The organism is Azospirillum sp. TSH64 (genome assembly GCF_003116035.1).
Taxonomy (GTDB): Bacteria; Pseudomonadota; Alphaproteobacteria; order Azospirillales; family Azospirillaceae; genus Azospirillum.
On sequence record NZ_LGQW01000015.1, the window covers coordinates 929,935 to 951,921 of the forward strand.

The 21,987-nt window shown below is 65.0% G+C and carries 17 protein-coding genes; 7 read left to right on the forward strand and 10 right to left on the reverse strand.

The features are described from left to right. The first annotated feature begins 89 nt into the window (after nucleotides 1-89). From TSH64_RS05605 to gyrB, 5 genes are all read left to right on the forward strand, one after another. Nucleotides 90-965 (forward strand): SDR family oxidoreductase, encoded by an 876-nt coding sequence (locus tag TSH64_RS05605; RefSeq protein ID WP_109095910.1) that lies wholly within the window; start codon nucleotides 90-92, stop codon nucleotides 963-965. A gap of 169 nt (nucleotides 966-1,134) precedes the next feature. Beyond that, on the forward strand, nucleotides 1,135-2,916 hold the full coding sequence (locus TSH64_RS05610; protein ID WP_109095911.1) for a hypothetical protein: 1,782 nt from the start codon (nucleotides 1,135-1,137) through the stop codon (nucleotides 2,914-2,916). A gap of 158 nt (nucleotides 2,917-3,074) precedes the next feature. Beyond that, the gene (dnaN, locus tag TSH64_RS05615) at nucleotides 3,075-4,205 is read left to right on the forward strand and encodes a DNA polymerase III subunit beta (protein WP_109095912.1); all 1,131 of its coding nucleotides are present in this window, start codon (nucleotides 3,075-3,077) and stop codon (nucleotides 4,203-4,205) included. Nucleotides 4,206-4,269: 64 nt separating this feature from the next. Continuing rightward, nucleotides 4,270-5,448: a DNA replication/repair protein RecF gene (recF, locus tag TSH64_RS05620; RefSeq protein ID WP_109095913.1), complete on the forward strand. Its 1,179-nt coding sequence runs from the start codon at nucleotides 4,270-4,272 to the stop codon at nucleotides 5,446-5,448. A 90-nt stretch (nucleotides 5,449-5,538) separates the two neighbouring features. Further along, nucleotides 5,539-8,022: a DNA topoisomerase (ATP-hydrolyzing) subunit B gene (gene gyrB / locus TSH64_RS05625; RefSeq protein WP_109095914.1), complete on the forward strand. Its 2,484-nt coding sequence runs from the start codon at nucleotides 5,539-5,541 to the stop codon at nucleotides 8,020-8,022. Nucleotides 8,023-8,231: 209 nt separating this feature from the next. Here the strand turns inward: gyrB and TSH64_RS05630 are convergent, their stop codons facing one another. After that, the gene (locus TSH64_RS05630; RefSeq protein WP_109095915.1) at nucleotides 8,232-9,458 is read right to left on the reverse strand and encodes a hypothetical protein; all 1,227 of its coding nucleotides are present in this window, start codon (nucleotides 9,456-9,458) and stop codon (nucleotides 8,232-8,234) included. A 551-nt stretch (nucleotides 9,459-10,009) separates the two neighbouring features. Between TSH64_RS05630 and TSH64_RS05635 the strand changes: the two genes are divergently transcribed. Together TSH64_RS05635 and TSH64_RS05640 are read left to right on the forward strand one after the other, a co-directional pair. Next, on the forward strand, nucleotides 10,010-10,948 hold the full coding sequence (locus TSH64_RS05635) for a recombinase family protein (RefSeq protein WP_109095916.1): 939 nt from the start codon (nucleotides 10,010-10,012) through the stop codon (nucleotides 10,946-10,948). Nucleotides 10,949-11,076: 128 nt separating this feature from the next. Continuing rightward, on the forward strand, nucleotides 11,077-12,237 hold the full coding sequence (locus TSH64_RS05640) for a hypothetical protein (protein WP_109095917.1): 1,161 nt from the start codon (nucleotides 11,077-11,079) through the stop codon (nucleotides 12,235-12,237). 101 nt (nucleotides 12,238-12,338) lie between these two features. On the opposite strand, the gene arsH is transcribed toward TSH64_RS05640, so the two are convergent. The 9 genes from arsH to TSH64_RS05685 all read right to left on the reverse strand — a co-directional run bounded on the left by arsH (nucleotide 12,339) and on the right by TSH64_RS05685 (nucleotide 21,974). Beyond that, the gene (arsH, locus tag TSH64_RS05645) at nucleotides 12,339-13,100 is read right to left on the reverse strand and encodes an arsenical resistance protein ArsH (RefSeq protein ID WP_109095918.1); all 762 of its coding nucleotides are present in this window, start codon (nucleotides 13,098-13,100) and stop codon (nucleotides 12,339-12,341) included. Continuing rightward, nucleotides 13,093-14,166 carry an ACR3 family arsenite efflux transporter gene (gene arsB, locus TSH64_RS05650; RefSeq protein WP_247872772.1) on the reverse strand — a complete coding sequence of 358 codons (1,074 nt, stop codon included), beginning with the start codon at nucleotides 14,164-14,166 and terminating at the stop codon, nucleotides 13,093-13,095. The genes arsH and arsB overlap by 8 nt, the downstream gene beginning before the upstream one ends. 12 nt (nucleotides 14,167-14,178) lie before the next feature. After that, nucleotides 14,179-14,613, reverse strand: a complete 435-nt coding sequence (gene arsC, locus TSH64_RS05655; RefSeq protein WP_109095919.1) for an arsenate reductase (glutaredoxin) — start codon at nucleotides 14,611-14,613, stop codon at nucleotides 14,179-14,181. Then, entirely contained in the window at nucleotides 14,610-15,128 is a 519-nt protein-coding gene (locus tag TSH64_RS05660) for an arsenate reductase ArsC (protein ID WP_109095920.1), read from the reverse strand. The genes arsC and TSH64_RS05660 overlap by 4 nt, the downstream gene beginning before the upstream one ends. A gap of 43 nt (nucleotides 15,129-15,171) precedes the next feature. After that, nucleotides 15,172-15,528, reverse strand: coding sequence for a metalloregulator ArsR/SmtB family transcription factor (locus TSH64_RS05665; protein WP_109095921.1), 357 nt, complete (start codon nucleotides 15,526-15,528; stop codon nucleotides 15,172-15,174). 399 nt (nucleotides 15,529-15,927) lie between these two features. After that, nucleotides 15,928-17,787: an AAA family ATPase gene (locus TSH64_RS05670; RefSeq protein ID WP_109095922.1), complete on the reverse strand. Its 1,860-nt coding sequence runs from the start codon at nucleotides 17,785-17,787 to the stop codon at nucleotides 15,928-15,930. Continuing rightward, nucleotides 17,784-18,272 (reverse strand): ABC-three component system middle component 2, encoded by a 489-nt coding sequence (locus TSH64_RS05675; protein WP_109095923.1) that lies wholly within the window; start codon nucleotides 18,270-18,272, stop codon nucleotides 17,784-17,786. Before TSH64_RS05675 ends, TSH64_RS05670 begins: the two co-directional genes overlap by 4 nt. Then, nucleotides 18,269-19,384, reverse strand: coding sequence for an ABC-three component system protein (locus tag TSH64_RS35250; RefSeq protein WP_146207989.1), 1,116 nt, complete (start codon nucleotides 19,382-19,384; stop codon nucleotides 18,269-18,271). Before TSH64_RS35250 ends, TSH64_RS05675 begins: the two co-directional genes overlap by 4 nt. Before the next feature lie 190 nt (nucleotides 19,385-19,574). Further along, nucleotides 19,575-21,974 carry a heavy metal translocating P-type ATPase gene (locus TSH64_RS05685; protein ID WP_109452329.1) on the reverse strand — a complete coding sequence of 800 codons (2,400 nt, stop codon included), beginning with the start codon at nucleotides 21,972-21,974 and terminating at the stop codon, nucleotides 19,575-19,577. Nucleotides 21,975-21,987 lie beyond the last annotated feature (13 nt).

Below are 21,987 nucleotides of genomic sequence, written 5' to 3' on the forward strand. Positions count from 1 at the left end.
CGCAAGTCCGCAGGCCCGGTCCCGGTGTTACACAGTTCGGTGCTACACAGTCCGCCGCCCCTCCGCCGCTCCAACCGGAACCGCCCGCGATGACCGATCCCCGCCTGTTCGTCTTCGGCCTCGGCTACAGCGCCCGCGTCTTCGCCGACCGGCTGCGCGCCGAAGGCTGGCGCATCGCCGCCACCTGCCGCAGCGAGGAAAAGCGGGCGGAGCTGGAGGCCCAGGGCATCGAGGCCTTCCTGTTCGACCGCGGCCGGCCGCTGGCCGATGCGAAGGCGGCGCTGGCCGGCACCACCCACCTGCTGGTCAGCATCCCGCCCGACGGCAAGGGCGACCCGGTGCTCGACCAGCATGGCCGCGATCTGGCCGACCTGCGCACGCTGGACTGGGCCGGCTATCTGTCCACCACCGGCGTCTATGGCGACACCGGCGGCGAGTGGGTCAGCGAGGCGTCCTGGCTGAAACCGACCGGCGAGCGCCAGAAGCGGCGGGTCGAGGCGGAGCGCGGCTGGCTGAACCTGTACCGCCAGTATGGCGTGCCGATGCACCTGTTCCGGCTGGCCGGAATCTACGGCCCCGGCCGCAGCGCCCTCGATTCGGTGCGCGACGGCATCGCCAAGCGGGTCGACAAGCCGGGTCAGGTGTTCTGCCGCATCCATGTCGACGACATCGCCGGCACGCTGCGGGCGTCGATGGCGCGGCCGACTCTGGGCGCCATCTACAACGTCGCCGACGACCTGCCCAGCCCGTCGCACGAGGTGGTGGAGTATGCCTGCCGCCTGCTGGGGGTGGAGCCGCCGCCGCTGGTGCCGTTCGACCGGGCGGAGATGTCGCCGATGGCCGCCAGCTTCTACGCCGATTGCCGCCGGGTGAAGAACGACCGCATCAAGCGCCAGCTCGGCGTCGCCCTGACCTATCCCGACTATCGCGCCGGGCTGGACGCCCAGTTGGCGGCGGGGCTGTAGCCAAGAAAAAGGGTGGACAGCAAAGCTAAGGTTACAAAGCAATTCTCTGACATATACCGGTAATCATAAGACTTTTCCGAAGACACGCGTGGAATTGGCAAAAGATATTTAATAATCTCGCGGGATCATAAGCGTCCAGGCGACGATTATCCCGCGAGGTGTTGTGCGCATGAACAGCACGCCGACGGCCACCCTCTCCATAGCCTCTCCCGCCGCATCCCCGGCCTCTTCGCCGGGCGGGAGCTGCACCGACGTCACCGCCTTCCGCCGCCAGATGGACGAGGTCGTCGCCCGCATCCCCATGCACGCCATCCGGTCGGTGCTGGATGCGGTCGAAGGGACGCCCAGCCCGAACGGCGAACGGGCGCGGCACCTGCGCGATGCGCTGGTCGACCATTTCAACCGCCTGCGGCCGATGAAGGCGCGCCGCCTGTTCACCAGCCTGTTCGAGCCCTTCCTAGTCGACGACCCCGTCCTCTACCGCTCGGCCGAGTCGGTGCCGGCGCTGGTCCAGCGGGTGGACATGGGCGGCATCTGGTCGGCGCTGACCCGCTATGCCTTCCCGGGGCTGGCGGCGGAGGTGCAGAGCCGGCTGGACGGCATGGCGCGCGAGGCGATGCTGGATGCCGTGCTGGCCAGCCCCGACGCGATGGCGATGCGCGAGCTGATGCGCAAGGAGGCACTCGACTTCCTCTATGCCATGGCCGGCGACCGCAAGCTGACCGACCGGTTCCTGGCCTTGGCGAACGACGAGGCGCTGCACGACGCCGCGCTCCGCACCCAGTATCTCGGCCGCAAGGCGCCGATCGACAGCGACCTGCTGGGCTTCGTCCGCGCCCTGCTGGAGCACAACGCGGTGCTGGTGCCGCTGACCGAGCGCATGCGCCGCGACATCGACGAGATGCGGATGGGGGACATGCAGGGCGCCGGCGACCCCCGTTCCGCCAATCCATCTTTCGCCGCCCCCTCTTCCGCAGAGGTGGACTGCCAGTCGGCGCTGATGGTCGGCTTCGTCCGCCGGGTGCGCGACCTCGGCCTGCCCTTCCGCGACCAGTCGCAGCTGCTGGCCTGGTTCGCCCCGCTCTATGGGCTGAACGTCAAGCGGCGCTACGACGTGTTCCTGCGCCATGTGCGCGAGCATGTCGGGTCGGGGGGACCGGCGGTGCGCGAGTCCCACCCGCTGCTGCGCGCCCTGCTCTGCCATTTCACCGCCGCCTGCACCACCATCCGCGAGGTGGTGGACGGCATGTTCGGCGACATGGACATCCAGGATGGCGGCGTGCTGTCCGCCCCAGCCCCGACCCGCGCCCTGCTGCACGAGGCGGTGGAGCGCTTCGACCGGGCGCTAACCGCGCTGTCCGGCACCGGCTTCCTCGCCAGCCGCTCGACCGGCCCGGCCCTGCGGGCGGAGCTGGCGGCGGTCAGCCGCGAGCTGACCGGCACGGTGATGCCGGCGCTGGCCGCCCGGATGCAGGCGGCGATGGGCGCCCGCCATGCCCCGGTGCCCGACCATGAGGACATCGTCTGGCTGCTGGAGCTGGTCTGGCGCTGGGGCCGCACCCTCGGCGCCGCCGGCTATGCCAACCCGGAGCTGAAGTCGCTGCGCCTCTATGCGGTGGAGACCGGCCGCCTCGCCTTCCTCCAGGCGATGAAGGCCGAGCCGCAGGAGAGGCCGGCCCATCGCATGGCCCACATGCTGCGCATCCGCCGGCTGATGGCGGCGATGGGCGAGACGGTGGATGGCTGGATCAGCCCGGTCAGCCAGGGCCTGCACCGGGTGGTCTACAGCTATCTGGAGGCCGATGGCGAGATCGCGGCCGACGAATGGGCGGTGATCGACGCCTTCGTCGCCAGCGTGCGCAGCGAGCTGAGCCGGTCCCGCAACTGGCAGAGCGCCGATTTCGTCGATATTCTGCGCCTGCATGAGGCAAAACGGCGGGGGGAGGCGTGAATCCCCTTCGGCCGAAGGCCTTAGCCGCAACAATTTGGTTCGACCCACCCGTCGATGTGGTATGATGCGCGCCCGCTCGGGGCGGGACGGCCGGACAACGGCCCGCAACCCCGGTGGCTCCGCAAGAACAGCTCCCCTCCGGCCGAGACGACGCCAGCATGAACATCACCATCGAACGCGCCGCCCTTCTCCGTTCCCTGGGTCACGTGCAGAGTGTGGTCGAGCGGCGGAACACCATTCCGATCCTGTCCAACGTCCTGCTGCGCGCGGGCGACGGCGAGCTGTCGCTGGCCGCCACCGACATGGATCTGGAGATCGTCGAGACGGTCCCGGCGACGGTCGGGCGCCCCGGCGGCACCACCGCCCCCGCCCACACCCTGTTCGACATCGTCCGCAAGCTGCCCGACGGCAGCCAGGTGGAGCTGGACATCGGCGGCGACGGCACCATCCTGACGCTGCGCGCCGGCCGGTCGCAGTTCAAGCTGTCCTGCCTGCCGGTGGAGGATTTCCCGCAGCTGTCCAGCGGCGAGCTGAAGCACAATTTCTCGGTCGCCGCCGCCGACCTGCGCGGGCTGATCGACCGCACCCGCTTCGCCATCTCCACCGAGGAGACGCGCTATTACCTGAACGGCATCTACCTGCACGCCGCCAAGAGCAAGATGGGCAGCCTGGAGACGCCGGTGCTGCGCGCCGTCGCCACCGACGGCCATCGGCTGGCGCGGGTCGAGATGCCGCTGCCGGACGGGGCCGAGGCCATCCCCGGCGTCATCATCCCGCGCAAGACCGTCACCGAAATCCGCAAGCTGGTCGACGAGGCCGCCGACCGCATCGAGCTGTCGATGTCCGACAACAAGATCCGCTTCGGCTTCGACAGTGTCGTCGTCACCTCCAAGCTGATCGACGGCACCTTCCCCGACTATGAGCGGGTGATCCCGGTCGGCAACGACAAGGTGATGGAGGTGGACGCCAAGCTGTTCGCCGCCGCCGTCGACCGCGTCGCCACCATCTCCACCGAGAAGAGCCGGGCGGTGAAGCTGTCGCTCGTCCGCGGCGCGCTCACCCTGTCCGCCACCAGCCCGGAATCGGGCAGCGCGACCGAGGAGCTGGAGGTCAGCTACCAGGAGTCCCCCCTGGAAATCGGCTTCAACTCTCGCTATCTGCTGGACATCACGCAGCAGATCGAGGGCGAGGGCGCCCAGTTCACGCTGGCCGACGCCGCGTCGCCAACCATCATCCGCGACGTCGCCGACTCGACCGCGCTCTACGTCCTGATGCCGATGCGCGTGTGATGGGGCTGCGGGGATCCTCCCCGCCCCAGGCGGAACGGACCAGTTGCACCACACGGCAGTTTCGATGAGCGGCGGCGTGTCCGCCGCGACCCCGGCTTTTGCTCCGGCCCTTGCGGTCAGGCGGATGACGCTGACGCGTTTCCGCGGCTACGACTCCGCGCGGCTGGAGCCCGACCGCCGGCCCGTCGCCTTGATCGGCCCGAACGGCGCCGGCAAGACCAACCTCTTGGAAGCCGTCAGCTTCCTTGCCCCCGGCCGCGGCATCCGCGGCGCCCGGCTGGCCGAGGTGGAACGGCTGGGCTCGCCGCCCGGCGCCGGCTGGGCGGTGGCGGCAACGCTCGACACCCCGCTGGGGCCGGTGGAGATCGGCACCGGCCGCGAGCCGCATGACGGAAGCCGCAGTTCCGAGCGCGACCGCCGGCTGGTCCGCATCGACGGCCACCCGGCCAAGGGCCAGACGGCACTCGCCGACCATGTCGCCATGGTCTGGCTGACCCCGCAGATGGACCGGCTGTTCCTCGAAGGGTCGAGCGGACGGCGGCGTTTCCTCGACCGGCTGGTCTTCGGCTTCGACCCCGCCCATGCCGGCCGGCTGTCGCGCTATGAGCATGCCTTGCGCGAACGCGCCCGGCTGCTGCGCGACGGCCGCTTCGACGAGGGTTGGCTCGGCGCGCTGGAAGACCAGATGGCGACCACCGGCATCGCCGTCGCCGCGGCAAGGCGCGAGGTGGTGCAGCGGCTGCGCGCCGCCTGCGCCCGCTCGGTCGGCCCCTTCCCCGGCGCCGACCTCGCCGTCGCCGGCACGGTGGAGCGCTGGCTGGACGAAGGCCCGGCGCTGGCGGCGGAGGATGCGCTGCGCGACAGCCTGCGCAGCGGTCGCCGGGCCGATGCCGACGGCGGCGGCGCCACCGTGGGTCCGCACAAGAGCGACCTCGCCGTCCGCCATGCGCCCAAGGACATGCCGGCGGCGCTGTGCTCCACCGGCGAGCAGAAGGCGCTGCTGATCGCCATCGTTCTGGCCAATGCCCGGCTGCTGGCGGCCGAACGCGGCGCCGCACCCATCCTTCTGCTGGACGAGGTGGCCGCCCATCTCGACCCCGAGCGGCGCGCCGCGCTGTTCGGCGAAATCCTGGCATTGGGCGCCCAGGCCTGGATGACGGGCACCGACGAGGGGGTTTTCGACCCGCTTGGGGACGACGCCCGCCGCTTCCACATCGAAGACGCGCACATCCGCCCCGGATAGGGGCGGAAATCGGGGAAAAATCCCGGAAAAAAAGCATGCCGACGCACGCTAAACCGCCGTATCCGCAACCGAATCTGTTATAGTCGACGCATGGCACAGGAAGCACTGAAGAACGACCTCCCGCAGTCGGAGCCCCAGCAGGCGGACTACGGGGCGGAATCGATCACCGTTCTGCGCGGGCTCGATGCCGTGCGCAAACGCCCCGGCATGTACATCGGCGACACCGATGACGGCTCCGGCCTGCACCACATGGTGTACGAGGTGGTCGACAACGCCATCGACGAGGCGCTGGCCGGCTATTGCGACAAGGTCGAGGTCGTGCTGAACGCCGACGGATCGGTCACGGTGCGCGACAACGGCCGCGGCATCCCGACCGACATCCATTCGGAGGAAGGCGTCTCGGCGGCCGAGGTCGTGATGACCCAGCTTCATGCCGGCGGCAAGTTCAACCAGAACAGCTACAAGGTCTCCGGCGGCCTGCACGGCGTCGGCGTCTCGGTGGTGAACGCCCTGTCCGAGACGCTGGATCTGCGCATCTGGCGCGGCGGCCGCACCTGGACCATGCGCTTCCGCCACGGCAACGCCGAGGCGCCGCTGGCCGACGTCGGCGAGGCGCCGATGGTGCCGGAGAAGGGCAGGCCGCTGTCGGGCACCGAAGTCACCTTCATGCCCTCGACCGAGACCTTCACCAACATCGAGTTCGATTTCGCCACGTTGGAACACCGGCTGCGCGAGCTGGCCTTCCTCAACTCCGGCGTCCGCCTGCTGCTGACCGACGCCCGCGGGGTGGAGCCGAAGGTGCAGGACCTGCACTACGAAGGCGGCCTCGAAGCCTTCGTCAGCTGGCTCGACCGCTCCAAGACGGCGCTGCACAAGCCGGCGATCACGCTGAAGAACGAGCGGCCAACCGAGCATGGCGGCGTGGTGACGGTGGAATGTGCGCTGCAGTGGAACGACAGCTACCACGAGACGACGCTCTGCTTCACCAACAACATCCCGCAGAAGGACGGCGGCACCCACCTCGCCGGCTTCCGCGCGGCGCTGACCCGTGCGATCAACAATTACGCGACCGAGTCCGGCATCGCCAAGAAGGAGAAGGTCAGCCTGTCGGGTGACGACGCCCGTGAAGGCCTGACCTGCGTCCTGTCGGTGAAGGTTCCCGATCCGAAATTCTCCAGCCAGACCAAGGACAAGCTGGTCTCGTCGGAAGTCCGCCCCGTCGTCGAGGCGGTGGTGGGCGAAGCGCTGGCCCAGTATTTCGAGGAGCATCCGGCCGACGCCCGCCGCGTCATCCAGAAGGTGGTGGAAGCCGCCGCCGCCCGCGAGGCCGCCCGTAAGGCGCGCGACATCACGCGTAAAAGCTCGCTCAGCATGTCGTCGCTGCCGGGCAAGCTGGCCGACTGCCAGGAGCGCGACCCGGCGCTGTCGGAACTGTTCATCGTCGAGGGCGATTCGGCCGGCGGTTCCGCCAAGCAGGGCCGCTCGCGCCAGTCCCAGGCCATCCTGCCGCTGCGTGGCAAGATCCTGAACGTGGAGCGGGCGCGGCTGGACAAGATGCTGTCGTCGGCGGAGATCGGCACGCTGATCGCGGCACTCGGCACCGGCATCAGCGACGAGTTCAACGCCGACAAGGCGCGCTACCACAAGATCATCATCATGACCGACGCGGACGTGGACGGCAGCCACATCCGCACCCTGCTGCTGACCTTCTTCTTCCGGCAGATGCCCGACCTGATCGAGCGCGGCTATCTCTACATCGCCCAGCCGCCGCTCTACCGCATCAAGCGCGGCAACGCCAAGGAGCGCTACCTGAAGGACGACCGGGCGCTCGAGGAGTATCTGGTCGAGGCGGCGCTGGGCGACCTGTCGGTCCGGCTGTCGGACGGCTCGCTGCTGATCGGCGAGCAGCTGGCCGCCCTGGTCGAGCAGGCCCGCACCGCGCGCCCGGCGATCGACACGCTGTCGCGCAAGGTCGGCAACGCCATGGTGGTGGAGCAGGCGTCGGTCGCCGGCACCCTGTCCGCCGTCCTGGCCGACGACAAGGCGGCGGCCGAGGCCGCGGCCAAGGCGGTGGCCGAGCGGATGAACGGGCTGGACGCCGACGGCGGCTGGCGCGGCGAGGCGCTGCCCCAGGGCGGCTATGCCGTGATCCGCGCCCGGCGCGGCGTCACCCACCGCCACCTGTTCGACACCGACCTGCTGAAGAGCGGCGAGGCCCGCCGCCTGGACGCGCTGGCCGCCGACCTGAAGCGGGTGTTCGGCACCGCCGGCAAGGCCTTCGAGAAGCAGAAGGAAAGCCGCGCCCTGACCGGCCCCGTTGCCCTGTTCGACACGGTGATGGAGCTTGGCCGCCGCGGCGTCACCATCCAGCGCTACAAGGGCCTGGGCGAGATGAACCCGGACCAGCTGTGGGAAACCACGCTGGACCCGACCAAGCGCTCGCTGCTGCAGGTCCGCGTCAGCCACGTCGATCAGGCGGAGGAGGTCTTCTCCACCCTGATGGGCGACGTGGTCGAGCCGCGCCGCGAGTTCATCCAGGACAACGCACTCAAGGTGTCGAACCTGGACGTGTGATCGGGGTGGTGTTGGTCATTCTCGCAAAATGTGAGAAACCGACTCCTATGTTTGAGAGGCTTTTAACCGTCCTCTCATCGGAGACGGCGGGGTCCATCTCCGGCCCCTGAGAGCCAGCAAAGAGGGCGGGGCCAAGATGGCTCCGCCCTTTCTGTTTGTGCTTCCGGTTAATCACCATCTCTATGCGGAAGAGTAGGGTACCTGCATGTTCAGCGGCCGGGCGGCAGAAAGCTGAGGTCGGATGCCCAAACCCGCTCACCGCCGCGGTCCGCGATATTGCGTATCACACCAACCTTGGCAAGTTGCTCTACCAACAAGTGAACCCCGCGCGGCGACAGACCGCAGCGACATTTCAACTCGCCCGTCACCCGACTGACAGTGAATGCCGGGCGGTCGTGCAGCCAGTCCAGCACGTCGGGTAGACGGGAGTTGTTGCGCCTCTGAGGGGCAGCCAGCCGTGCTTCCCAGTTTTCATGGATCACATCCAGATGGCGCAGCCGCTCCAACTCGTGCGCCACCAATTCCGGAATGGTGTCGAGGACCCAACGCGTCCAATCGTTTTCCGTCCCTGCCAAGGCAAGCCGATAGCCGGTGACGTCGCGGGCGAGTGCCACGGTCAGCGCCGGCCAAGCATGATGCAGTCGGCACGCATCGCGAATTAGATCGGGAGCGGCAAGCCACATTACCGCACTCCACCAGGAAGTCGGCGGCCGCTGCGTCATGACGGCAGCCCGTAGAGCAGCACTTTCCCAATCGTCGCTATGGCCGCATCGGGCTGGCGCTCCCGAGTCGGGCCACCGTGCGAGAGTGCGAATGGCGCCCGCGGCGCCGAGGATGCCGGGCCCTGCGGCCAAGGCCTCCGCTACTGCACTCAGCACTGACCCAACATCGGCGGCCCGTGCCCCGCTCAATCCAACTGAACGGCCACCTTGGGCCACGCTCCAGCGCCGGTGCAATTCGTCCAACCAGAGGGAGGTCCAGGGTGGCAGGAGTGGCTGCAGAACGGAGACCGAGTCAGTCTCCTCACCCTCGGCGTTGCTCGGCGCGTCAGCTACCATGACGTCGAATGCCTTCAGCGTGGCAACGGACGCACGCACCGCGGTCACAACGTCGGCGGAGATCTCCTTCTCTGGTGAGGCAATTGCGCAGTCCGCCGACACGGTGGCGGTCAGGCCGGCAGGCAGTTGAGCCAACATCGGCACGAGCAGGGCGGCACGGGCGGCTTCCCCTTGGGCATGCTCCGGTGCTGCCAGGGCGCGCTGAAAATCGTGAGCGTCGAGTCGGTGGCCATCAAGGCGGACCAGGGCGACAGCTGAGCGGCGGGCAACGTCCGCGGTCAGACGCCGACGCCGCGCCGGGTCGGCGAGCGCCTGATCAAGACGGCCAAGGGCACGTTCGGCGGTGAGCAGGGCAGGCAGGATGGTGACAAGCGCCATAGCAACTCCGGGAAACCCTACTAGATCAGCTAATTGCAGTGAATTCTATTAACTGCGCTTAGATCTATAAGTAACGACATTAAAATCTGATCGGCCGTCTTGATGACGACAATCTGTAAGGCGTCACCGCTGACGCAACCGCCGGGTAGGGCGTTTCAGGTGCCTAAATCCTAGGGTTCGCAGACCTTCCACGACCGGCGGCTAGCCGCTCGGATCATGCGAGTAGCCGATCCATGAGCACGAAAGGTCGATCTCAAGCCATTGAAAACATGCACTCTTTCCGAGAACCCGACACATGCCCAATCGGGGCACACATTCCTGGTCGCTTTGACTGGTGTATGCCAGCCGACTATTTGCTTCGGGGTTCTGTCTCACCCCAGGCAGCGGTAGCTGGGCCTAGGGCAAACCGACAAAATCATTCCGCTGGGTATCAACCGACCGGTTATGGATAAACGGTTATCCTGAAAATTAGGTATGCTGGCGCAGCCGGCCGGTTGGGGTTGCCATTCCCTGCTGGCTGGAAAGCCATCGCAGCACAGGAAACAGCCGTCATGGCCCTCATCGGCTACGCGCGAGTCTCCACCGAGGACCAGTCGACCGAGGCGCAGTTCCTCGATCTGAAAAAGTTTGGCTGCACCGAGATCTTTCGGGAGAACGCCTCCGGCGCCGATCGCGAGCGCCCCCAGCTCAAGGCGTTGCTGAACCGCGTCCGCAAGGGCGACACGCTGGTAGTGGTGCGCATCGACCGCTTGGCGCGCTCGCTCGCCCACCTTCTCGACGTGATCGACGACCTGGAGCGCAAGGGAGCGGCCTTCAAGTCGCTCGGCGATCCTATCGACACCGGCAGCCCGCAGGGGAAGTTCACCCTGCAGATCCTTGGTGCCGTAGCCGAGTTCGAGCGCTCGTTGATCCGCGAGCGGACGAAAGCCGGCGTACGGGCCGCCAAGGCGATCGGCAAGCAGCCGGGCAATCCGGGACTGATCGCCAAGGACCCACTCGCCCGGCGCCGGGTAGCCCGCGCCCGGGACGACCGGCTCAGTGAGCGTGTCGCTGAGGGGGCTGGGGAGTTTCTTCCCGTCGTCGAGCGGCTGCGGCCGGCGCACCCCTGGGACCGTGTCGTCGATGTGCTCAACACCGCGGTGAAGAAGCGCCCCGGCGACAACCCGGCGCCCTGGACGCGCGACGCCCTGATCCGGGCCGTGCGTCGCTTGGTCGGCGACGGTTTGGCTGATCCCAGTCTGCTGAAGGCGGCACCACGGCGCTCCAAGAAAGCAGTGGCGCAGGACAGGCGGCTGGTGGAACTGGTCGCGACCATCCACAACGCCGCCGATGGCGAGAAGCCGACGCTCGCCCGCATTGGCCGCCAGCTGGAGCGTCAGGGCATCCCGACCAAAACCGGTGCTAGGACCTGGGCGCCATCGAGCGTCAAGGCCTTGCTCGATCGCGCTCGCGAGCAAGGCTTGCTCGACCCGTTCGAGGATGGCACCTGAGATGACGGCCGATCACGCACGACGGCCTCAAATAACTCAGGATTGACTGGATTGCGACAGTAGCGCTCCGGTGCCGTTCTCGTTCTCCCGTCACCTGCCGTACACTGTAGCTGAACATCTTGGAGCCCATGATGTCCCTGGGACCGACGCTGATCTACGACAAGAGCCTTCTGCAGAGTCTGAACCAAGAGGAAGCGTTCTGGCTCGAACGTCACTTCCGAGGTGTCCTCACGCCGGTTTTCCTGATCGAAGTGCTAGGAGACCTCAAGAAGACACCACGGGGCGAACGCACACCGGAAGCGATCGTTGGCGGGCTTGCGGCGAAGGTCGGCCCTCTAGGGACTTTTTCCAACATCGACCATCACTCGCTCGTGATCCAGGATTTGCTGGGAAATCCAGTGGCCATGACCGGGCGCCCGGTGGTGCGTGGTGGCCGACGGGTCCGTGACCGGACGGGCAAAATCGGGGTTGTCTTCGATGAGGCGCCTGAGATGGAAGCGTTGCGTCGATGGCAGGAGGGCGATTTCGAAGGCATGGAGCACGCTCTGGCCGCCCAATGGCGTCAGGCTGTTGCCGAAATCGACCTGCAAACTACGGCCAAAAGCCTGAACTTCGTCCGCTCCCATTGGCGTGAGATCAAGACCCTTGACGATGTGGCACGCATTGCCAAAACGCTGGTCGACGACCGAGGGGAGAATTTCAAAACGCTCAAAGCTGCTCTGGATGCCCTTCAAATTCCGAAGGAGCTCTGGACAAAGATCCAGCAACGCTGGCGTGAAATGAAATGCCCCTGTCTGCGTCTTTTCGCCCCCTACGCCGCGCATGTGTTCGCCGTCGAGATGTTCTTCCTGATCGGGCTTGGAGCTGAACTGATTCAGACCTCGAAGAAGGCGAAAACCCGGGTGGATATTGCCTATCTTTATTATCTGCCGTTCTGCATGGCCTTCACGTCGTCCGATGATTTCCACCGGCAAACGGTTCCGTTGTTCATGAACGAACAGCAGAGATTCATCCACGGCCCGGAGTTGAAGGCTGATTTGGCCAAGCTACGCCGTCACTACGATGGCCTTCCAGACGAGGTTCAGCAACAAGGTTCCTTGACCTACGCTGCCTATCCACCCTTGGACGGCGACTTCTTGATCAGCCGCCTTCACGATGAGTTGCTGCCAGGGTGGCGGATGCATGCCAGGAATCCGATTCGCATTACGCCGGAGTTGAATGCCAAGCTCATGGACCATCTGCGGCCTATGCTCGACGCGATCAATACAACTGAGAACGCGCCGCGGTAAGCGCCCAACGGGCCAGGAAGACCCAACAGACGCATCCTCCAGGCCACCTCCACGTGGCGAAGGTCGAGGCCAGCCGCGGCGCGGGGACGGTTCCTGCCCACCTATGCCTTGGTCTCGCCGCTCATCGCCGCAGCGGCCAAGGCCTGCGCCTCGGTTTCGGCCTTCAACCCGGCTTCGCGGCGTTCGCTGTAGCGGTCGGTCAGGTAGTCGCTGCGGTCGCGCACCAGCAGGGTGAACTTGACCAGTTCCTCCATCACGTCCACCACACGGTCGTAGTAGGGCGACGGCTTCATCCGCCCGGCCTCGTCGAACTCCTGGAACGCCTTGGCCACCGACGACTGGTTCGGAATGGTCACCATCCGCATCCAGCGCCCCAGCACCCGCATCGCGTTGACCGCATTGAAGGATTGCGAGCCGCCGGAGACCTGCATCACCGCCAAGGTCCGGCCCTGGGTCGGCCGGACGCCGCCGCTTTCCAGCGGCAGCCAGTCGATCTGGCATTTCAGGATGCCGGTGATGGTGCCGTGCCGCTCCGGGCTGACCCAAACCTGTCCCTCCGACCATAGTGACAGGGCGCGCAGCTCCGCCACCTTGGGATGGTCGGCCGGCACGCTGTCCGGCAGTGGCAGGTCGCGCGGGTCGAAGATGCGCGTCTCCGCCCCCATGCGCTGGAGCAGCCGGGCGGCTTCCTCGGCCAGGAATCGGCTGTAGGACCGCTCCCGCAGCGAGCCGTAGAGCAGCAGGATGCGCGGCGGGTGGGTCGACGGCCGCTCCGGTGTCAGCCTGTCGAGGTCGGGCACATCGAAATAGGGCTCGTCCAGGCTCGGCAAGGAGTCGCGTCCGGTCGTCTCGATATCATGCATGGGTTCGTCCCTCGTACCAGGGCTTGGTCGCCTTGACGATCTTCACCACCGACAGCATCACCGGCACCTCGACCAGCACGCCGACCACGGTGGCGAGCGCAGCGCCGGAGCCCAGCCCGAACAGGCTGATGGCGGCGGCGACCGCCAGCTCGAAGAAGTTGGAGGCGCCGATCAGCGCCGCCGGCGCCGCCACGCACCACGCCACGCCGAAGCGGCGCGACAGCCAGTAGGCCAGCCCGGCGTTGAAATAGACCTGGATCAGGATCGGCACAGCCAGCAGCAGGATGACCAGCGGTTGGGCGAGGATCTGCTCGCCCTGGAAGCCGAACAGCAGCACCAGCGTGGTCAGCAGCGCCGCCAGCGACACCGGCTGGATGAAGTCCAGCCTGCGTTTCAGCACGGGCTCGCCGCCGCTGGCCAGCAGGCTGCGGCGCCAGAGTTGAGCGCCGACCACGGGAATGACGATGTAGAGCATTACCGACAGCAGCAGCGTGTCCCACGGCACGGTGATCGACGCGACGCCCAGCAGCAGCCCGACCAGCGGCGCGAAGGCGAAGACCATGATGATGTCGTTCAGCGCCACCTGGCTCAGCGTGTAGTGCGGCTCGCCCTCACACAGGTTCGACCAGACGAACACCATGGCGGTGCAGGGCGCCGCCGCCAGCAGGATCAGGCCGGCAACGTAGGAGGAAATCTGGTCCTGCGGCAGCAGCGGAGCGAAGAGGTTTCCGATGAACAGCGTGCCCAGCAGCGCCATCGAGAAGGGCTTGACCGCCCAGTTGATGAACAGCGTCACTCCGACGCCGCGCCAGTGCTCCTTGACCTGCCCCAGCGCGCCGAGATCGATCTTCAGCAGCATCGGCACGATCATCAGCCAGATCAGCACCGCCACCGGCAGGTTGACCTTGGCGACCTCGGCCGCGGCGATGGCCTGGAACAGGCCGGGCACCAGATGGCCGAGCGCAATGCCAGCGACGATGCACAGCGCCACCCAGACGCTGAGATAACGCTCGAACAGCCCCATGGCGGGGCGGGCCGCCGGGGCGTCCTGGATGTCAGCGGTCATGATGCGTGTCCGTCAGGAGGCTTTGCCGATGCGCTGTCCGGCGGCATCGACGACCTGCTTGCCATCTTCCTTGGCGAAGGCGCCGCGCTGGGCATCGGGGAGGATGTCGAGCACCGCCTCGGACGGGCGGCACAGCCGCGCGCCGAGCGGCGTCACCACGATCGGCCGGTTGATCAGGATCGGGTGCGCCATCATGGCGTCGAGCAGCCGGTCGTCGCTCAACGACGGGTCGCCGAGCCCGAGTTCGGCATAGGGCGTGCCCTTCTCGCGCAGCACGGCGCGCACCGGCACGCCGATGCGGCGGATCAGATCGGCCAGCTCGTCGCGCGCCGGCGGCGTCTTCAGATACTCGATCACCGTCGGCTCGACGCCGCTGTTGCGGATCAGCGCCAGCGTGTTGCGCGAGGTGCCGCAAGCCGGGTTGTGGTAGATGGTGACCGGCGTCATCGCGCCGCCTCCGGGGTGGCGGACGCCTGCCCCATGTCATCCAGCTTGCGCTTCAGCGCCAGCCGGTCGAGCGAAGCGATCGGCAGGCTGACGAAGGCCTGGATGCGGCGCTGGATTTGCCCGAACACCGTGGCGGTGAAGGCGGCCTTCTCCGCGTCGCTGCCCTGGGCGCTGGACGGGTCCGGGAAGCCCCAATGCGCCGTCATCGGCTGTCCCGGCCACACCGGGCAGACCTCGCCGGCAGCGTTGTCGCAGACGGTGAAGACGAAATCCATGTGCGGCGCGCCCGCTTCGGCGAACTCGTCCCAGGTCTTGGAGCGCAGCTCGGCGGTCGGGAAGCCGAGCCGTTCCAGCAGGTCATGGACGTAGGGGTTGATGCGCCCGGACGGCTGGCTGCCGGCGCTGAAGCCGCGGAAGCGGCCCTTGCCCTCGCGGTTCAGCAGGCACTCCGCCATGACGCTGCGGGCGCTGTTATGGGTGCACAGGAACAGGACGTTGTAGACGCGGTCGGTCATCGCAGAATCGCCTTTTCCAGATCGCGGCATGCGGTGGGTCGGGTTAGGTCTCGAGGCCGCAGCCTGCCGGGCTGCAGGCTCCCGCCTGGAGGAGGTCGGCGGAACACAGCTCGGGACGGCCCTGGCAGCAGTCCTCCATCAGGAAGGCGATCACCTGCCGGGTGCCTTCGTAGTCGCAGGCGTAGAAGATTTGCCGCTGGACCCGCCGGGAACGCAGCAGCCCGGCGCGCTCCAGCGTCGCCAGATGGTGCGACAGGGTCGAGCCGGGCACGCCAACCTGCTGTGCGACATCACCAGCGGTCAACCCGTTCGGCCCGGTCTGGATGAGCAGGCGGAACACGGCCAGACGGGTGTCGTGGGCCAGGGCCGCGAAGGCATCGATGGCGTTCTTCGTTTCCATATTTCGACATTAGTCGAATAATGGAGGTTCAGCAAGCGCCTTGCCACAGATGCGGCCCCGATCCGTGTCGCTTGGATGGGCACGCCGTAGCAAAAAGGAGGATCAAGGAGGCATGGATCCCAGCTTGCTGAAGCCCGCGCGACCGAGCTGTAAGAGGGGGGTGGCGCAGAACATGCGGCTGTTGAAATTGGTCGCGACCATCCACAACGCTGCCGGAGGTGAAAAGCCGCTGCTCGCCCACACAGGTCGCCAGTTGGAATGTCAGAGTAGCCCGACCAAGACCGACGCTTGGGCGTTGCGCCGTCAACGTCAAGGCGCTGCTCGACTAAGCACGCGACCAGGGCTTGCTCGACTCAATCATGAAGATGCCCTGTGCATCTCACACCCCGCAACGTGACCCTACTGCGTGCCGGCCATAGGAAATAGTCCAGCCCGACCAAAGGTATGGTTTGCTGTAAACCGCAGCGCTGACTCAAGCCTCTGAAAATCGGCTGGTGGATCAGTGTTCTCAATTACGATCACCTGCCGATCATCCCGGAGCGATGATAGATGTAAGTAGAAATGTTCATTAACATCCGTTCCCCTCAAATCATCCCCAGGCCCTTCTGGCTTCCGATAGGAAAGAAGCGGAGAGTCTAAAACCACAAATCCTGGGTGCGGAAGATCATTTGAGCGGCAATATTCCATCAGACCAATGGTAAAGGCGGATTGAGTGATAGCGCGCAGCCCCTTCCCAAAAGAGCTTCTCTTTTTCCCATTAACGATCAAGTCTTTGTCTTTTAAGTCAAAAGTAACTGACTCGATATCTGGAAATTTCCAAAGCTCCAATATATCTTTCACCATTTCTGAGAAAGGATTGACTGCTGATTGCGTAAGAACAGTCACCGGATAATTAGAAGGTGGCTTATCCGCCTCCCGCTCCAGAATTTCGCGCCGCCTATGAAGATCGGAAAGAGTGCGGTACATCGCCAATGCCTCTCTCACTTCTCCGCGCTTATTAGCCAGCTCTGCGTAGGCAGCTCGGCCTTGACGCAGGCTGGGTCCAATCATTCCCTCGATCTCTTTTGACAGCGCTTCGATTCTCTGACTTAGCCTCGGAAGGCGGGTGGCAAATGTCGTGCCCTCAGTGTGAAGCGTGGCCATGGTAACAGCGAGTTCTTGGCGGCGTGGCTCAAGTTTTTGAACTTCAGCACGCGCAGCCTCAATAACTACGCTTACGTCACCCTCACAGTCTTCCGTCAGTTGATGAAATTCAGGTGCAGCACCGCAGAGCGGGCAGGTCGCAGGACCAAGTGCGGTGAACAGGATGCCAGCCTCCTCAATTCCCCGCAGCCGCTCAATGTCGGTATCATAATGCCTAGATAGAAGATTGAAGCGCTCGATTAAACTGGATATTTCCGCCAGCCTATTGCTTCCCTCTTCGTACTGACGCATAAGTTCTCGACGCTTACTGGAAGCAACTCTATATTTTTCTTCAGTAATAGACAGCTGGTTTCCGCGCGACTCCATTGCCGTTTCCAATTTCAGCAATTGATCCTCAAGCTCGCTTGGCTTCCCTGCCATATCCTTAATCTCAGACGTATACTCCTTGATCATCTGCGCGAGGAGGCCCAATTGTGCCTCTCGCGACAAATCATCAGCCTTCTTTGTTGCTCCCGACATTAGTGCGGAGTCATCCATACCAGTGATCATGAGCTTGAACACAGCCGTATTCGCCGTGTCAGCTACGTAATTGCCATCAGATAGAGGGGAGCGTTGCTGGATGATTTCTTCTTCGTTGACCACCAGCAGACGAGCCAAGTTGCGGAAACTGAGACTCTGTATGCCACCGTTGGCGTTCTTGCGAAGCTTGCGATCAGAGAACCCAACCAAACTCAGCAGAAAGACCGATAGATTGTCGTCACGTCGGTCGTTGTGCTGATCTCCAAGGTTCTGCCCTTCCTCTTCAGGAAGCTCAGTGTCATAGAGGCCGATGAAAACCTTGAATGCACCTCCGTCAACACTGCGCAGGAGCGTGAACTCCCTTCCATCCAAGGTCTCAAGACCCAACAAGACCCGATCGTAACCGACACGCTCCGGTATATCCCGCAACGGTGGTCGACCGCCCAGCATGAAGTCGATCGCTTCCAGGATGAACGACTTGCCGGTGTTGGAGGCACCATAGATTACGTTGAGGCCTGGCTTGAACGGCACGATCGCCGCAGGCAGCTTAGGGCTCAAAAAGGAGAGGTGGTGAAGTCTGATCCCCTTGAGGGTCATGCATCACCGCCAAGGCTCTGCTCGATGGCCTGGAACTCGGCTACCCATCGGTCAAACGAAGTGCTGGCAAACGCATCGAGCTTGGCGTTGCTGAACTCGCCGAGATGCTCGGCCAGCCAAACCGCACGCTCTTTGATTGCTACCATGTAAGGGCTCCGCAACCCGTCGAGAAACGGTACAGCGCTGTCACCGGCAGCGTATCGGATGCCGTTCGCGCTGACCTCGCGTGTAACGAGATCGCGCGTCATCATGAGCATTAGGGCTTTCTGTACCAATTTGCGCCGCACCTCGGTCGCCGGGGCTTGAATGGGAGACGGGGGATGAATGTTCTCGGGTCCCCCCAGTTCTCCGGTATGTGTGAGCAGATAGTCGAGCATCGTCAGCCAATGCAAATCCAATGCTTGGGGGAAAATGGCCGTAAGGACGGCGACTGCGCGCACACCAGCCTCCAACGGACCATTGTAGGTCTGTGGACGTCCGGTCATTTCTGCACCCAGACGAGTTCGTGCTCGGGATCATTCTCGTTGGCCAACTGGTGGCAAATGCCGCGCTTATCCAGCGTGAGCACGCACGAAGCAAGCGGGTGCCCGTCCAGCGGCAAATCCTGCGCTGCCTTCGTAACAGCCTTTACGCGAGAAAACCCATCTGGATGGTTGTCGTCATGCGTATCAATGACAGCGTGGAAGATCTCCTTCTGTAGGCTAACGTATGTTCCCTCTTCGAATGACTCTCTGACAAACACACGCAAGGACTCGGCATGGTAGAAGGCTTCACGCTGCCGCTGATAATGCTGTGCGATCTCCCGCCATTTGGTTAGACAGGCCTCGGTCAGCACCTGAGATTTCTTATGATCCTCATATGCATCAAAAAGCTTACGCGTATAACGGGCCTCGCTGTCTGCTGTAGCGGCGGGCAACGGCCCCACCTTTGGGCGCGGCGGTGGTCCGCCTCCAAAGCGCGAAATGTGATTGGGGGAAGACGCTTTGTGTTCAGCCACAATTGCGCTCAATTCAACCGCGCCGAAAATTGAAAAATCAAAAGCATTAACGTATGCAGAAAAATCCTCTTCCAAGGGCACTACGGTGCTCCCTGCCAACGGCACTTTAGAACCAAGGCTCACCCAGTACTTTATCGCTTCACTTTTCAATTTCACCTTGTTTGAAAGCAATAGCGTTAACTTCGTGCCGATACCTTTAGGTGCGCAAAAATAATACTTCCTCGGTGGTACATAATCCCCTTGGAAGGAATACCAAAGGATCTTTCCGATCTCCGGCCATGCGTTGCCAGGGGTCAAAGGTGAGTCGTAGTGCTTACATTGATAATTATCCCACACCCCCAGAAGCTGGTTCTTATCCGTGTACCCTGCGATGTCGATGCCTTTATCACCACTTCCGGTTGGTCGCCCAAGCTGGAGATACTGAGCCTTTCTACCGTAGAGGAGCCAGTCTTCAACGAATGTCTCCCATTCGTCAGGGGAGTAACCGCTGATGATGACGAAGGGAGATACGCTCGGTCCGTTCGCGACTTGCCCCGCTGTCAGCATGGTGGTGGTCGGAGGAGCCGGCGTCAGGTCGATAAATTGGTCGTCGCCTGTCATTTGTACCTCGGCCCCACCACCATCATGATTCCGCCGTTCTAGCGTTCAGCTTGCGAGATTTCTCAACTCGGAGTGAATGCCTCAGCGTGTGATGCCCCAAAAGCATAGCGATGACAATTGTGTTTCTGCATTGTGAGCGCGGATCAGAACCGGTCTGGGGTAAGGCCAATTGCCAGTGATGGACCTGCGCCTACAGGCTCGTCATGCGCAAGCGCAGGGCATTGCCGATGACCGACACCGAACTCAGCGCCATGGCGGCGGCCGCGATGATCGGGCTCAACGTCCAGCCGAACAGGGGATAGAAGACTCCGGCCGCCACCGGCACCCCGAGCGCGTTGTAGACAAAGGCCAGGAAGAGGTTCTGGCGGATGTTGCCCATGGTGGCGCGGCTCAGCACCCGAGCCCGGGCGATGCCGGCGAGGTCGCCCTTCACCAGCGTCACGCCGGCGCTCTGGATCGCCACCTCGGTCCCGGTGCCCATGGCGACCCCGACGTCCGCTTTGGCGAGTGCGGGGGCATCGTTGACGCCGTCGCCGGCCATGGCGACCACGCGGCCCTCCGCCTTCAGCTTCCGCACGATCTGATGCTTCTGGTCGGGCAGGACCTCGGCCTCGACCTCGTCGATGCCCAGACGGCGAGCCACCGCCTCGGCAGTGGTCCGGTTGTCGCCGGTCAGCATGACGATCCGCACGCCATCGGCGCGCAGCGTCTCCAGTGCATGCGGCGTGCTCGCCTTGATCGGATCGGCCACGGCGATCACGCCGCCTGGGCGGCCGTCCACCGCGGCGAACAGCGCCGTCGCCCCCTCCCGCCGCAGCTCGTCGGCGCGTGCATCCAGGTCGCCAAGGACCACGCCCCGGTCTCGCATCATCGCCGCATTGCCGAGCAGGACCTCGCGGCCGCCAACCCTCCCAACCACACCTTTGCCGGTCACCGAGCCAAAGTCGGTCACCTCCTGCAACGGCAGTTCCCGCTCCCTGGCGGACGTGACGATGGCAGCCGCCAGGGGGTGTTCGCTTGACCGCTCCAGGCTGGCTGCCAGGGAGAGAAGCTCCGCCTCGTCGATACCAGCTGCCGGGACGACCGCGGTCACCCGCGGCTTTCCCTCGGTCAGCGTGCCGGTCTTGTCGACCACCAGCGTGTCGACCTTCTCGAGCCGCTCCAGACTCGCCGCGTCCTTGATCAGCACGCCGGCCGTCGCTCCCTTTCCCACCCCGACCATGATCGACATCGGCGTCGCCAGCCCCAGGGCACAGGGGCACGCGATGATGAGCACCGAGACCGCCGCGATCAGCGCATAGGCGAAGGCCGGGTCCGGCCCCCAGACCATCCAGCCGACGAAGGCGAGGAGGGCGGCCAGGATAACCGCCGGGACGAAATAGCCGGACACCACATCCGCCATCCGCTGGATGGGGGCGCGAGAGCGCTGGGCTTCGGCCACCATGGTAACGATGCGCGACAGCATGGTGTCGGAGCCGACCTTCTCGGCCCGCATCACCAAGGCGCCCGTCTGGTTCACGGTGCCGCCGATCACCTTGGCGCCGGGCTCCTTCTCCACCGGCATGCTCTCGCCGGTGACCATCGACTCGTCCACGGCGCTGCGACCCTCGAGCACCTCGCCGTCGACCGGCACCCCGTCGCCGGGGCGGACGCGCAGCCGGTCGCCGACTCGGACCTGGTCGAGGGAAACCTCCTCATCCTCACCGCTCTCCTTGATGCGGCGGGCCGTCTTGGGCGCCAGGTTCAGCAGGGCCCGGATGGCGCCACCGGTCTGTTCGCGGGCGCGCAGTTCCAGCACCTGGCCGAGCAGCACCAGCACGGTGATGACCGCGGCGGCCTCGTAGTAGACGGCCACCACCCCGTCCATGCCCCGGAAGCCCGCCGGGAAAAGACCGGGCAGGAAGGTCGCGGCCAAGCTGAAGAGGTAGGCAACGCCGACCCCGAGCGCGATCAGGCTGAACATGTTCAGGCTGCGCCGCCGGAACGATTGCCAGCCGCGCTCCAGCAACGGCCAACCTGCCCACAGCACGACCGGCGTCGCCAGGAGAAACTGAATCCAGATGGAGAGGCGCGGCGGCACCAGGTCATGCAGGCCAAGGGCCGGAATGTGGCTGCCCATCTCCAGGACCAGCAGCGGCACGCTGAGCACCAGGCCGATCCAGAAGCGCCGGGTCATGTCGACGAGTTCCGGGTTCGGCCCCTCTTCGAGGCTGGCACCCACCGGTTCCAGGGCCATGCCGCAGATCGGGCAGTTGCCCGGCCCCTCCTGACGGATTTCCGGGTGCATCGGGCAGGTGTAGAGGACGCCCTTCTGGGGGGAGGCCTGCCCGGCCCGCTCAGGCGCCGCGGGCTTGGCTTCCGGCTTCAGGTATTGCTCCGGGGCGGCGACGAACTTGTCGTGGCAGCGCGCCGAGCAGAAGTGGACGCTGTGCCCATCATGCTCCGCGTGGTGCGCGGTCCGCTCCGGGTCGACCATCATGCCGCAGACAGGGTCTTTGACCGTCCTATGGTCGTCGGGTGCTGCGTGATGATGGTGACCATGATGGTCATGTCCGTGCTGATGCCCATGGCCATGGTGCAGGTCGTTCATGTTCGCATCTCCC

Coding starts and splice junctions, on each gene's coding strand:
- TSH64_RS05605 (WP_109095910.1), top strand. CDS start 90: ATGACCGATCCCCGCCTGTTCGTCTTCGGCCTCGGCTACAGCGCCCGC.
- TSH64_RS05610 (WP_109095911.1), top strand. CDS start 1,135: ATGAACAGCACGCCGACGGCCACCCTCTCCATAGCCTCTCCCGCCGCA.
- dnaN (WP_109095912.1), top strand. CDS start 3,075: ATGAACATCACCATCGAACGCGCCGCCCTTCTCCGTTCCCTGGGTCAC.
- recF (WP_109095913.1), top strand. CDS start 4,270: ATGAGCGGCGGCGTGTCCGCCGCGACCCCGGCTTTTGCTCCGGCCCTT.
- gyrB (WP_109095914.1), top strand. CDS start 5,539: ATGGCACAGGAAGCACTGAAGAACGACCTCCCGCAGTCGGAGCCCCAG.
- TSH64_RS05630 (WP_109095915.1), bottom strand. CDS start 9,458: ATGGCGCTTGTCACCATCCTGCCTGCCCTGCTCACCGCCGAACGTGCC.
- TSH64_RS05635 (WP_109095916.1), top strand. CDS start 10,010: ATGGCCCTCATCGGCTACGCGCGAGTCTCCACCGAGGACCAGTCGACC.
- TSH64_RS05640 (WP_109095917.1), top strand. CDS start 11,077: ATGATGTCCCTGGGACCGACGCTGATCTACGACAAGAGCCTTCTGCAG.
- arsH (WP_109095918.1), bottom strand. CDS start 13,100: ATGCATGATATCGAGACGACCGGACGCGACTCCTTGCCGAGCCTGGAC.
- arsB (WP_247872772.1), bottom strand. CDS start 14,166: ATGACCGCTGACATCCAGGACGCCCCGGCGGCCCGCCCCGCCATGGGG.
- arsC (WP_109095919.1), bottom strand. CDS start 14,613: ATGACGCCGGTCACCATCTACCACAACCCGGCTTGCGGCACCTCGCGC.
- TSH64_RS05660 (WP_109095920.1), bottom strand. CDS start 15,128: ATGACCGACCGCGTCTACAACGTCCTGTTCCTGTGCACCCATAACAGC.
- TSH64_RS05665 (WP_109095921.1), bottom strand. CDS start 15,528: ATGGAAACGAAGAACGCCATCGATGCCTTCGCGGCCCTGGCCCACGAC.
- TSH64_RS05670 (WP_109095922.1), bottom strand. CDS start 17,787: ATGACCCTCAAGGGGATCAGACTTCACCACCTCTCCTTTTTGAGCCCT.
- TSH64_RS05675 (WP_109095923.1), bottom strand. CDS start 18,272: ATGACCGGACGTCCACAGACCTACAATGGTCCGTTGGAGGCTGGTGTG.
- TSH64_RS35250 (WP_146207989.1), bottom strand. CDS start 19,384: ATGACAGGCGACGACCAATTTATCGACCTGACGCCGGCTCCTCCGACC.
- TSH64_RS05685 (WP_109452329.1), bottom strand. CDS start 21,974: ATGAACGACCTGCACCATGGCCATGGGCATCAGCACGGACATGACCAT.